At 55.5% G+C, this 13,374-nt stretch carries 5 protein-coding genes; all 5 read right to left on the bottom strand.

The genetic code is table 11. The annotated features are described in order from the left end of the window. Window positions 1-131: 131 nt before the first annotated feature. From brxL to brxC, 5 genes are read right to left on the bottom strand one after another with little or no spacing between them, the layout of a single operon-like run. Entirely contained in the window at window positions 132-2,174 is a 2,043-nt protein-coding gene (brxL, locus tag HNR03_RS20400; RefSeq protein WP_259155459.1) for a BREX system Lon protease-like protein BrxL, read from the bottom strand. 6 nt (window positions 2,175-2,180) lie between these two features. After that, window positions 2,181-4,499: a BREX-1 system phosphatase PglZ type B gene (gene pglZ / locus HNR03_RS20405; RefSeq protein ID WP_259155460.1), complete on the bottom strand. Its 2,319-nt coding sequence runs from the start codon at window positions 4,497-4,499 to the stop codon at window positions 2,181-2,183. 31 nt (window positions 4,500-4,530) lie between these two features. Then, window positions 4,531-6,324: a DUF262 domain-containing protein gene (locus tag HNR03_RS20410; protein ID WP_259155462.1), complete on the bottom strand. Its 1,794-nt coding sequence runs from the start codon at window positions 6,322-6,324 to the stop codon at window positions 4,531-4,533. Window positions 6,325-6,327: 3 nt separating this feature from the next. Further along, the gene (locus HNR03_RS20415) at window positions 6,328-9,849 is read right to left on the bottom strand and encodes a BREX-1 system adenine-specific DNA-methyltransferase PglX (protein ID WP_259155463.1); all 3,522 of its coding nucleotides are present in this window, start codon (window positions 9,847-9,849) and stop codon (window positions 6,328-6,330) included. After that, window positions 9,849-13,313: a BREX system P-loop protein BrxC gene (gene brxC, locus HNR03_RS20420; RefSeq protein ID WP_259155464.1), complete on the bottom strand. Its 3,465-nt coding sequence runs from the start codon at window positions 13,311-13,313 to the stop codon at window positions 9,849-9,851. Before brxC ends, HNR03_RS20415 begins: the two co-directional genes overlap by 1 nt. Between the last annotated feature and the right edge of the window lie 61 nt (window positions 13,314-13,374).

The following is a 13,374-nucleotide window of genomic DNA, read 5'->3' on the forward strand; positions in this document are numbered from 1 at the left end:
CAGGCGACGGACGTTGGTAGATGTACAGTCCTTTTTTTCACCCAATCTAATGCAGTTACAGACCGCAGGGTTGCGCTATGTACAAGGCCCCTCTGGGACCGTCGTCAAAGATCGCTGAACTGTGCCCCCCCCTACTCCACAATCGCTTTCAACAACGCATCCCGTGCATCCTGGTAGAACTGGATGTCGATCTTTGTTGCCATGTCATCAGATAGGTCATACAGCTGGCGCCTGGCTGTGACAGGCATGAGCAGCACGCTGGCGCCCTTCTCTACCGCCAGCTCGGCAATATTCACTGCGCTGCTAATCGGCTCAATCGAGCCGCCAAGGTTTATCTCGCCGACGACGATCACTCCGCCCTTCACCGACTTTTTCAACAAGCTGCTACACATCGCAATCAGCGCCGCCATGCCCAGTTTGGAACCGCGTTTGGCGGCGTCGTAGGCTCTGAGCTGAACAGAGAACTCATGGGCGCGTGGGTCGCGGTCCCCGATGAGTTGAGTTGCTCTGGAATACAAATTCTGCTCGGCATAGCGCAGCGACTCCTTGAAGGCTGCGGGCGCCGGATTATTTAGAATGCGTACTCCAGAGCCAGGTCCTTCATTCACCTCGATGCGATACAGGCCAGCGTTGTCGTCGATGTCCGCCCCACCTTCGCTGACGGTCCAGATCTGGCCCGGCTCCAGTGGGTCATCACCGATTTCGTTGTCGGCGCGAAGCTCCGGCGTAGCCACGAACTTCTCGACCCCATCATCACCAATGAAGTAACTAAAATGGGTGTTACGAAACTCGGCGGCTCCGACTCGCTTTTGCTGTTCCTTGACCCGGCGCCGTACCTCAAGCCCTAAACGAGTAGCCCATTCCAAATCTTCGTCGGACACAACCATGTCCTGCCCTGGATACATCAGTTTGAGCAAGCCGGAGACGGTTTTGTTGACTGCATTGGTATCGCGGCCACTTAGTGCTCCGCCCAGGTGAACGCGATTCTGCATGGCAGATACGCGGCTCTGGAAACGCAGGCGACTCATACATTCGGAGAAGAAGTCACTGACCAGGCCAAAGTGGTCGGTGGTCAGAGTCTTGTTCATTTTAGGTACATCCCAGCCAGGTAGATAGCAATGGATACGGTCCATCCAGGCAGTGTCATCACGCATCTCTGCTGGGAGTGGGCCAAACAGATGACCTACTCGCTGCTGGTGTTCGACATCGACATCAAAGTTACCGACAAACACCATGGAGCCATCGGCTCGAATGCTTTCCTTCCCACGACTGAACTCGCCGGACTCCATGTAGCCCTTCATGATGTTGATCCCTTCCTTGGTATCGAAGGAGATCCCGCTGACCTCATCAAAGCAAACCACATCGTACTGGCAAACCAAGCCGCGCTGCCCGCTGGCGTTGTTGACGAACATTTTGGCGATGGTCGCCTTGCCGCCTGAAATCAAATGCGCGTAGGGCGATATTTGCTGAAATAGGTGGCTCTTGCCTGTGCCCCGCGGCCCCAGCTCGACCATGTTGTAGTTGCGCTCAACGAACGGCACCATGCGGAGCATTATGGCGTCTATAGCTCGCGGTGACAGCGCGCTTGGCTCCAGGCCGATGGAGCGTGTGAGGAAATCTCGCCACTCTTCGCTGCTGAATCGTGTACGTGCCTCTGCCATGATATCCAACACATTGCGCTTGGACATTTGGATGGGGCGCAACTCTGCAATGCCAAAGGCGTGCCCCTTTTCCTCAGCAATGATGCTGTCGTACTCCAGCGTCACCTCAGCATAAAAACCACCGGTCAGCAGACGTTCGTTGTCATCAACAATTTTGTCTGGGATACGCACACGATTGAGATTCAAGCTGGGCAACGACGCCAGGTAGCCACCTTCCTTTTCTACAAACCGCACGCTGACAATATCGATCAGTTTGGCAGAGCCGGTTTTATAGGCACGTGCCTTGAACAGCTCTTCTTCGCCGGCACGCACGGTACGATCGGACAGCTGTCGCTGAACGATTTCCAAACCCTCTTCGATTTCGATGGGATCGGTTGAGGCGCAATATCTGCCCAGCATAAACTCGACGACATAGGTCGGAACCGGAAATTGACGCGCAAAAGTGCGCACTAAGTCTTTGCGAACTAAGTACCCCTCAAAGACCTCCGCGGACTTACGGTCCAGCGTATCCATTTCCACTTACTCGTCTCCTACCAGAGTTGGTTTTTTCGCCAGCACGTTGCCCTTGTCATCCAGCAGCACCAATACAGCAGTAGTGCCCTCATACTGGTCATCTACCAATAGAGTGCACTTGCCTTCTTTTAGCGGCTTGCGCTTGGTGATCTCTGAATCCGGGTCAGCCGGGTGCGTTCTGAGGACCGCCAGTACCCCTTCAGTACTGGTTTGCGCCTGGACTTTACAGGTCAATCCCACCCAGCGCAGATCCGAAAGTGTTGCAGAGATCGCTGAGGTCGTAACTGGGGCTTGTGTGCTGCGTACCTCTAGCACCGGCGTCAAACACTCCTGCAGGCTCAGGCCTCCGTGATCATAGTGCTGTCCTGCCTTGAAACTACAGGCACCTGGAGCCATGGCAATGCTGACAGCTCCGTTCCAGTACCAACCTACCTGCTGATAACCGCTGTCCACAGAGTCCTTGATGACCGCGCAGCGACCCCAACGCGTTTCAGTCAAATGCTTGGCCAATTCGACTTTAACCATAGGTGTGGGCGTCAGCATCCAGCCGTGGTCAGTGACGATACGAATTTTGCGCCAGCCTGCAGCCAGGAGTTCTTCAACCCGCTCAACGACTTCAGCCAGTAAGGTATCAATTCGCGCCGCCAGCTTGAGCCCCTTCACGTGACCTTCTTTGTCAATATCGCCGCTTTGAACCCAAGCATTGGATGCTGGGTCGCCTGAATCGCCCTCATCCAAATATTGCCAGCCTTTTTCCTGCAGAAACTTCTTCAGGTAATAAGCCGAAAAGTCCTTATCTTCGTCCAGCAAGCTGGGCTCAAAATCCCGGTCGGTAGTTCTGCCAGTCAACCGGTTATGCACCGGTGTCACGGCTGCTTTCGCGGTAGACGTCACTGAAGGCAAAGCTGCCCAGTTTGCCGAAAGCGTTACTGCTCCCAATCCTTGCAGAGCCCGACTCAGACGCTGGGCAATGTCGTAACGCAGGCCGTCTACGAAAAATACCACTTCACCACTCGCGGCATACTCAGCCGTGGCTTCATTCACCTGGTTGCTACCCGGATAGCCCTTAGATTTGACCACACCTTGGAAATTGCGCGTCACCTCATCCAACCAAGGCGTGTAGATCAGCGTGAGGATCTGCTGCACAAGAACTTGTTGGCTTGCGGACAAGGGGGAAGCCAATGCCTTGAGCATCTGATCATCAGCCTGCCAATAGTGCTCCCGATACTGCGTCGCCATTTCCTCTGCATCAACGCCGGAGAAGACCTTTGTGGTCTTCTGAGCCACTTGGCTCAGGTGACCAAGCACGCCTGCCAACGGAGCCAGATCAAGCTCAAACCAAATCCAAGTACGCCGTTGAGCATGCCGTTGCTCAAGGGTCTGCAGGCTTTGGCGAACCTGAGTAGCACCTTGCTCAAGCAACTGCTGTAGCGTCTGCTCCAGGTATCCCTCTTCACTCAAATTGATAGCCGGATAGCTTTCACCGCTGGAAGCCAAATCAGGCTGGACCTTGAGCATTAACTGCGGCAAGAACGGGTAGTGGCGGCAAGACTCAGCATAGCGTTGCCAAACACCGTCCCAGATACCCTGGCGTTGGCACAGCAATTCGGCGGCCGTCAACTCTCCATCCTGTTCAGGATTGAAGTGGTATTCGGTTTCGCAGATGCCGACCAGTGCTTGCCAGCGTGACCCGTCCCAGCGCTCACGGCAGCTTTTGCTGTCATTCATCCAACTGAGTAAATCACGCACCGGGTCGCTGCTGACTAGCTTATTGAAATCTGCAGCCTCGAGCCGGCGGTTGCACAGCTCATCACGCTCGCTTTCCAGAATCTCAGGTAAAACACGCAGCATGGCTTGTTGGGATTTCTCATCCTTGGCGACATCCAGCCCTGCTCCGCCGTTACTGGAGATCAGAAAGGCGTTCACCGTCCAATCACGGCCAGAGTTGTTGTAGATCCACCAACACCCTCTGTACTGCAGCTCAGCCAGCGGTTTGAGTTTGTCCGGGCAAGCACCGATTGCACGCAGGTCGCGGCGTTCCACGCCCGGTAAATACAGGATCGGCGTTCGATCGACTGGGAGCTCAATGCTGGGCAGCGTATTATCCACAACACATTTGATCCAAATGGCTGGACCTACTTTCTTGTCGGGGGCGTAGTCACCCAACACGATCAGCTCCGGCATTGCAGCTTGCAGCAATGGCAATGCTGGCTCCCATTGGCGCAGTGTGTCCGTCCACAGAATTACGCTGGGAGCGACTTGCACATTGGAGTTGTAGGCAGCGCTGTTCCGGATTTCGGTGGCCAGCAAATCAATCAGTTTCATATCAATCCTTGGATTCATTAAGCAGGCTTGATCATGTGACCGTAATAACCAATGGATACTTCGCCTGTACCTCTTGCACCAATTGCATCGTTCTCGCCTCCAGTTTTTCCACGGTCCAGCGGTCCTCCGCGGCCAGTGCATGGTTCAGATAGAGACCGTTGTTGTACCCAACCTCCCGCCCCTGGCTGTCGGTGCGGCTTTGCTTCTCAGCAAAGCTCTTGTTGCCCAGAGCGCTGTTGTAGCCAGAGATAGTTAGGTTACCCAGGCAGTGGGCGTAGGTCTGACGGTGTTGCTCGGCCAGATTCACATCTCCATCGGCAATCATTTGCACCCAACTGTCAGGGATGTTTTCACCCTGGGGGAAGATATGCTCGATGGTCCATACATACTGTTTGCCTTTCAGCGCCCAGAGATCGACCTTGGTTTCGCGAGTCATGCGGCCTTCCTCAAGTGCGCAGAGCACAAAGCGGCAAACCGCTTTATTGTCTTCGTATATCGGACCTCTGAGGCTTTTCTCGAACTGCTCATCACTAGCGCTTTCGGCTTGAAGCGTGCGCTGAATATGATTGACCACATCACCAGCACGTAGCCCACGGATGGTCTCGGCCACATCCATGAAGATACGGGTCAAATCACGGGTAGGCGGTAGGTCGGTCGTGTTGCGGCGAACAAAGAAGGCAATCAGAAAGATCACTGCCTGTTCAAGGTGCTCATGATTCAGTTCCAGCTCGGTTTGGCACTCCATCAGCACCATGAGAAGCAAATAAGCGGCAGCCCCCTGGATGCGGTCCAGCGAGAGCAGCAAGCTGGAGAGTTTGGGCTGCTCAGGCACAGCACGGTAGCCGACTATTTGAGCGTAGCGGCTGGACAGACGAATCATGGCGTGCAAAAAGCCCTCGGCATCATGGGCGATCAGCTTTTCATACACCTGCATCAGGTTTGATTTGGTGGCCACCGGTACTGAAACGACATCCTTCAGATCGGGTTTGAACGCGTTGTAATACTGGCGAAAGAAACGCTCCTGCACGGCGTAGTCATCACCAAGGGCGTCAATCACCTTTTTCCAGCGGTTGTACTGCTTGTCGATGCTGCCAGGGTCTTTGGACTCCAGTACTGCGAGCAATTTGTTCTTGATGAGGTCAATGGCCGTCAACGGCACACCGCGATTGTTCAGTGACTCGAACAAGGTGTAGGCATCGGAATGCCCGGCGACCTCAATTTTGACCAGGGTGGCGGTGTTCACTTTCTCCAGCAGAGCCTGCAAGCTCACAATGGGGTCAGCACTGTGCTCCAGGTACAATTCAATTCGGCTGATAAAATGCCGAAAGGCTTTCATAACCCGCCGATTGCCGGCATTCGGCACAATCTCCACATCGTCCAAAATGCCGGTCTGGCCGAGCACCGCGAAGTAGTCCTGTTGGTTGTTGTTCTGCACCTGGGGAATCAGGCGTGGTTGATCCGACTTTTTCTTCAGCACCAGTTTGTGCTTGAGGTTATACAGCTCAATCTGTTGCTCCATGCCCAGATTCGGCAGGGTGCGGTAGCTCTGATAGACCGCCGCCAGCAGCAAAGACAGTGTGGTCATGCGTTGCTGCCCGTCCACCAGCTCCAGGCTTTGTACAGTCAGGGCATCTTGCGACTGGTTAATGCAGATGATCGAGCCGAGGAAATAATGCAGCTCGTTGTCCAACAGATCCTCAAACAGCGCATCCCACTGCGCACGGCTCCAGGTGTATTCACGCTGGTAGCGCGGGATGGCATAAACCACCCCACTCTCGATATCGAGCAGGGTGGAAACCGGGTAGTTGTAAACGGACTTGATCATGGGCTAGCTCCTTGCCGCCTGTTTTTCAGCCAACGACAGATGGTGATCGTTGATCCGCGCACCTTCGCCTTCGTCGTACTGCAGGCCGATGGTGTACCAGGGGGCGGATTCGACGTCTTTGCCGCGATCTTTGGTCCATTTGATATTGGGCGTCCAGCGCAGGATGCCAGCGCCTTTTTTGCCGACGTCGCGGGCGCTGAGGAACGGGCGGATGTTGAGGCGCACGCCGTCGTTGAGGTCGGGTGTCCAGCCGATGGGCTGTTCGGCCAGAGGCTTCCAGCGCACGAAGATGTCGTAGGGTGCTTCACCTTCAAGGATGGCTTCGAGCTCGCGCTTGAGGGCTTCGGCGGCGAGTAGGCGTTCCTGAGCACCGTCCTCACCGTTGGCAATACCGGCTTGCTGGGTCCGGATCCAGTCGCCCAGATAGGTGTAGATCAGGCGTTCGAGGCCGGCTTTGTCGAGTTTGTGGTAGTTGACCAAGGCGCTGAAGCCGTCGTTGAGTCCGTCCCAGATATGCCAGATAAACGGCCGTTGCTGAAACACTTTGCAGTGCTGCTCAAAGAACTTATCGCGCAGCCACAAGCTGAGGGACTTGCTGCCGACGGTTTCCAGCAGGCGGTTTTTAAGCGGCGTGGTCCAGGCGTCACCGTAGGCGGCTTGCAGCAGAGCTTCCAGGCGTTGGTCAGCGGCCTTTTCACCTCGCACAGCAGGCAGGCAGACAATCCCATCGTCATCCGCATAGGCATCGAGCTGACGGCAACGCTGAACCCAGGCACGCTGTTCTGCGGACAACTCCATATCTGCCTCTAGCTCCGCCGGCCAACGGTAACCAAGCAAACGGGCAACGGCCACTTGCAGTACGCTGTCATCGACGCGCAGCTCTCCATGTGCGGTCCATTTGGCTTCCTCACCCCAAATCACCGCGCCACAGGGGTGGCCGTGGAAGATCCATTGGGTGGGGTCATTTGTGTAGGGCTGTGGTAGGCCGCGAGGATATTCTTCTTCGGCGATCGAGGACCAATACTCAAGGTCGAAAGGTATCTTTACCAAAGTACCATTAGTAACTTTTAACGACTGATCAATTTCACGGACAGCTTGATTAAATTCCGGCGAGAAACAAAAGCTCCAGATTGCCGCTAAGTGCGCACTATTTAGAGGAATGACAGTTGCTAGATTTGTGTCAAAGTGATGCCCGTTATAAAGACTAGCTGGCAGACTACCCATTTGGGATATACCAATCCCATATTTACCCCAGGCATCTTTACCACGTTGATCTACGTTGTGTAATGTGGCGACATTATCTCTACCAAATTGATACAGACTTCCACGCCCACCTTCCCAAAGTAAAACCCCAGACCGCCCTCCAAAATGGTTTCCATCATTAATCGTGGATTGCTCACAAACCCACAAATCACTAAAATCATCTATTTCCCAGTGATACTTTCTAAAGCGTGGATTATCTCCCGTAGAAAGCCCCTGATGATTACTTGCGTGTTCAAACAAAAGCTCGCCTGAACGCTCATCAAATGCCACGCGCGTATCTGGATTCGTCAGTTGGTCACTCTGGGCCACACTCTTCACGCTATCTTCCAGCAAACCAATTGCCTTTAAGGTCGCCGTGCGCGACTTGGAAACATCAACGCCACGTATGCAATTGCCCTCCCCACCTCTGTGAAGCAAGTCCGCAAATTGACCAGCCCCATTGCCTCGGCTTAGGTTGATAAGAATCGCTTTGACCACTTCGCCACTTATGGTCTCGAATGCCCCAGGCCCCAGGCGGGCAATCAAATGCCAGCTATCGTTCTGCAGCAGCTTTTCACGGAATTTTTTATAGCTGGTGAGGAACAGCCAGTTCTGTGGCAAGACAATACTGGCGGTGCCGCCTTGCACACAAAACTCCAGACAGCGATCGAGAAAAACCGTGGCCAGATCGTTCTTGCCTGCGGGGTAATAGGCTTCGCAATAGTCCTTGAGGATATCGTTCTGCTTGCCCCGCGCAAGGTAGGGCACGTTCGTGATCACCCATGTGTACTGGCCTGCCAGCAGCTCGGCTGCCTTGGCCAAACCCTTGGCGACAATCCCCGCTTCCAGACGATTTGTGTGGTCAGATGCCTCAGCGTCAGCCCCAATCTGCTGTTTGGTTTGCTCTTGCAACAACGCCTCACCAAGCAGTTGCTGTAACTCACCCCACTGGGCAATTTGAGCTGCCTTGCTGCGGCGTGGGTTGATCAGGCTACCAAGCAACGGCGCGTCCTGGAATGTCTGGTACATCCAGTCCAGGGCGATGGTCAAGTTCTGCTTGCCGGCCCTTAGGCTGAGTTCCTTCCATTCATCGCGAGCAGCGGCAATGGACAGGCCACTGCAGGCCAGATGCAGTTCGGGCAGACTGCGGTAACCGCCTGCTTCTGAATAGCGCCAGGCTTCCAAAGCTACGGCAAAGGCAGCCAGCTCCACACAGCGCTGATCCAGCTCCAGGCCATGCAGGTTATCATTCAGTACACGGTCGATTGCCTGCTGGGCTGTCAGGTTCTCGGCCTGAATGCGCATGGGCACAAGCATCAAGAAGGCGGCGACCAGAAAGTGACCGGAGCCACAGCAGGGGTCGAGGGCTTTCAGTTCGCTCAGTTGCTTAGGCCAGGCATCGAAGGTGCCAGAGGCAGGTTGCCATTGCTGGGTTACCTCATCTCTAACAAAGCGTAGATAACTCAGCGGCACGCCGGGGATGGCGGCTTTGTCGCGCAGTTCCTGTTCACTATTAGCTTGCTGCCAATCGCTGCCGGCCAGGCGCTGGCTGGCCCACCAGGCGCCCAAACTGTTATCCAGAAGAAAGCTGACCATATAGGGCTCGGTAAACAGCTGGGTGACCGGCGAGAGCTCATCAGCACCGATTTTTACCGCTGACTTATTCACCTCCTCCTTGCGCTTGCTCTGCCAGAACTGATAAACCCAGCCGAGGCTGTCTTGGGCCTGAAAGGTTTCCAAGGCCAGGCCAGTCACCAGTTGCTCCAGGCTGCGCTGGTGTTCAGGGGCAAACTCCAGCTTGAACACTGGCGAGTCGATGCGAAAAATCTGTGGCAGCATCTTCGACGATAGCACCCCGGCCAGTTCCCAACCGCTTTGGCAGCTGCGCTCCAATTCGTCACGGGCCACATCCGGGTCTTGCACCAGCTCATTACATTCGGCCAGGGTCAACTGCGTGTGCTCGTCATACATGAGCAGGTTGTTCTGCTCCAGAAAGCGCGCAAACAACATGCGGTGCCAGTGTTCGTAAGCGACTTCTGTGACCAGCTTGTTGATGGATTGCTGGCCATTGGCATCTTTGTTATCACCTAGCTGACGACCATGGGCGCGCAGGCGAGTGCGCAATTTGCGCTGCTCATCGCTCAGGTAGTCGGCCGGCTTAGCATCTCCAACGCCCAGTCTTTTGACGGCTTGGGTAGCTGCTTGCTCGGCGATGTCGCGGGCTTTGACGACGGTGGCTTCCAGCGCACGGCGCAGGGACTTACCAAGGGGCTGTCGAGTCATCAAAAAGTCACCGGTCCATCGTTGAGTTTGTCGAGAATCTGCTGCTTCACCTCAGCCATCCAGGCGTCAACGTCGGCCTCGGTCTCAAAGGTTTTACGCGGCAGGCTGATGCGTTGCAGTTTGGGTTGCAGCAGCTGAACGGCTTCCATGCGAGCGCTATCGAATTTACTGGCCAGCGATTCAGTGCGATCGTTCCACTGCTCCAGGCTGACGTCATTGAGGCTGTCGATAATCGCCTCGGCGTCGTTCAGCGCCGGTTGCGCTAAGGTAAGCAGTTTACGTTTGCCAAGGATATCGCTCTGTTGCTGCTCGCTGAGTTGCAGCCAGTGGCTGTCGGCATGCAGTTGAGCCAGGCACTCGGTATACCGATCCTGATAGGCCTGCAGATGGAACTGAATAGCATCTCGCAGCTTATTGACCAGCTGCTGAACCAGGCCGGAGACAGGATTGGGGTCATCCAGCAAAGACCTGTGGCTGACTATGGCATTCACCTCGGTCTGGATAGCGGCATGGAAAGACAAACCGCGACTGAGGTCGAGCAGGTTTTTCAGCAGCGTCCAGTTACCGCGCCGTGCTTCGATGCGCTGAGCAATGTCGGTCCATTCCTTGATCGCCTGCTTAATAGTGTCTTGCTCATCCAGCACATGCTTGAGCTGTCCGTTACCAGAGTGGCGCGCTAGTTCATCGAAAATACGGCTGTCGGGGGTTTTCGGCAGAGGGGCTTCCCCCCCGGCGCGCTTGGCCAGTTCACGGCCTTTTTCGGCTAGAAGGGGCAGTTTGGTAGCTTCTTCACCGGGCTGGCAATCGATCCCGCTGCTGCTGAGTACACCGCGTATTTTGATTAGGTCTACCGGGCGGATGGTGATGCTTTCCGGCTTAAAGTTGGTTTGGGTGATCTGCTTGCGATCCAGCGTTGTGGCAGTAACCGGGTTGTTGCGGCTGTCGTAGGCGATGAGAATGCCGGTGGCCATCAGAATGGCCAGGCCACCGTCGATGGCGTCCTGCGGCCAGCCGTATGGGGCTGCCAGAAAGTGCTCGCGGATCTCGCTGCCTTTTTTCGACACGCCGATATAGCGCTTAATGGCAGCGCACACTGGATGCTGCTCGGCATCACCGCTGTAGCTCAGTGCTTCCAGGGCATTTTGCCCACCCTCTTTGCTGGCGCGGTCATACACCTTTCCCCAGCCGGCATGGTCAGCGGCATCGAAGTCACGGTAGAGGCGAATCAGGGAGGCTTTAGCAGCAGTTTCTACCCGATCGGCAATAGTGTTGCCGTCTACTTCATTCCCACCGGCCTGAACCACTTGCACGCCGTCGAAGATTTCGCGCAGCAGTGCTTGTACCTGTTTTTGCGCATCGCGGTAGCGGGTTTCCATCGCGCTACGGGCATCTTTGCCGGCATCAGTATTGGGGATGCCGCGCTTTTCCAGAGTGGCGTGAGCGGCGTTCTCAGCAATGATGGCGCTGGTCAGCTCGGAGCGGTTGCGCGCGGGTACAAAGACGAAAATAGTGGGTTCGCCCGGCTGGCGGCTGCGGGCATCGGCGAGGAAGCTCTTCTCATCGATACTCCAGCCGTCCTGTATCCAGGCATAGACTTTTTCTTTGGCGTCTTTGGGCAACTCGGGGTCAAAGCAAGGGATAACTTGGCGTGGTTCGTTGCACTTGCCCTGGGTGAGACGCACCTGGGCTACCTGGCGGCGTAGTTCTTTGTGCAACAGGTCTACGCGGATATTTTCGATACGCTGCATATTGCCGCGCAGGTCGGCTTCTTCCTGGCGAAGTGTGTCGTACCACTGCGCACTCTCCTGAGTTTGCAAACGGAACTCGGTTCCGGTGCTGGTTTGCATAGACATCACCAGACCTTCGTCGGCCAATGCCTGCAGCAATTTAGGCACGCTAGTACGAATAGAATCTTTGCCACTATTGAGGTCATCAATCAGCAGGTCAGCCAGCATGTCGGCGGTGGCCCGCACTCCGCAGTCGGCGGTGGGATCTGAAGGCAGTTTACCGATCAGCAGCACCAGCCCGAGAATGCGCGACTTGAGCTTGTCGTCAGCATCGCCGGCGGACAGGCGACCAATGGTTTCGGCGATTTCTTTGGAGATTACGCCGGTCTGCAGTAGGTTGACTGCGATCTGGTTGTATATGAAGTCCGCCGGCACCACATGGCCCAGCGGCAGATCGGCGGTGGCCTGGGCGGCTTCGTGGATGACCTTGAGCTGGTTACGCAGTTGCGAAACAGTACCGGTGGTGTCGACAATACGCAGCACCCGCTCCCAGAAGCGGCGGCGCACAGGCAGCAGCGGGTAATCGGCCAGCATGACTTTTTCGTCATCCTGGTGATGCTCGATTTTGGTACCACGCAGCTGGCGCGAGATCTCGCCCAGATGCGATTGCAGCATCTGCTCCAGCTGCGGCTTGGCCGAGGCTTTTTTCTGCAGGATGACCTTACGGATCACCGATTCGACATCGGTATCGGATAGCTGAATTGGAATCTGGAAGCGACCAAGCAGACGCTGCAAATTAGGCATGCCCGACAAGGCGCTCTGGCCGGTAGCAACGAACAGGAGCTTGTTCTGGAAAATGGAATGCTTGCAGCAGGTTTCTACTACTTCTTGGACTTGGTGCGCTTTGTCGGTATCGGAGCCGACGTACTGTTGCACCTCATCGAGCACCACTAGGGTGAGCGGGAACTGACCTTCTTTGGATAGGGCGTCGTAAATAGCATCAACCATCTGCTGGTTGGTGACATCCTGAACGTTTGGGTACTGCTCGCGCAGTAGCTGGCGCACACCTTTGACGTCATCGCCCAAGGTGCTGTCTACCTCAAGCAGTGCCCCGGCAATGCTTCGGGAGACATAGAGGTCTTCTAGCTCGTCATCCCAGCTGTCGCCCGCGGTTTCGACCTTGTCTTTGATCTGATCAAAAATACCCTGCTTTTTCAGCCACAGCACAAAGCGAGCCTGATGGTACTGCTCGGGAAGACCGGCGGACTTGAACACAATGTTGAGCAGCGCCAGGCGCACGTTGTTGTTAGCACCGGAGCCCAAAGTACCAGAGGCGGCATGCAGACCGCCGTGGCGTTTTGCGGCGTTGCTCAGCTCCTTAAAATGGTCTTTGACCTCCTGCGGCAAATCGGCAATATCGCGAGCAGAAACTCCATCGCTGAACGGCTGGTTAGTCCACAGTGCGCGTAACATTTTGGCCAGGTGCGATTTACCGGAACCGAAGAAGCCAGAGATCCACACGCCGGGCTGTTCGTGCTGGCTGCCCAAATTGCGCAGGTACGCAGATAGAATCTTATCGAGGCCGGCTTGGTATTCACCGTCGCAGACGAAAGTTTGCAGCTCGTAGCGAAGAGTCTTGAGTGCCTGAGCTGACTGGTCGTCCTTAACTTCGGCGACACCATTGTTTTCCAGACGATTCTGCTGCGGGTCGAGCTGGTAAATCTCGCGGTTCAACATCCTGGGCATGCTCCCTTTGCGCCTACTGCGCCAATCTATGCGTTAGTGTCTTTATACGACT

It is taken from the genome of Pseudomonas sp. JAI111 (assembly GCF_024809425.1).
Classification (GTDB): domain Bacteria; phylum Pseudomonadota; class Gammaproteobacteria; order Pseudomonadales; family Pseudomonadaceae; genus Aquipseudomonas.

Bases quoted from the DNA above. Each gene is read 5' to 3' on its own strand.
- brxL (WP_259155459.1), bottom strand. From the start codon at position 2,174: ATGGATACGCTGGACCGTAAGTCCGCGGAGGTCTTTGAGGGGTACTTA.
- pglZ (WP_259155460.1), bottom strand. From the start codon at position 4,499: ATGAAACTGATTGATTTGCTGGCCACCGAAATCCGGAACAGCGCTGCC.
- HNR03_RS20410 (WP_259155462.1), bottom strand. From the start codon at position 6,324: ATGATCAAGTCCGTTTACAACTACCCGGTTTCCACCCTGCTCGATATC.
- HNR03_RS20415 (WP_259155463.1), bottom strand. From the start codon at position 9,849: ATGACTCGACAGCCCCTTGGTAAGTCCCTGCGCCGTGCGCTGGAAGCC.
- brxC (WP_259155464.1), bottom strand. From the start codon at position 13,313: ATGTTGAACCGCGAGATTTACCAGCTCGACCCGCAGCAGAATCGTCTG.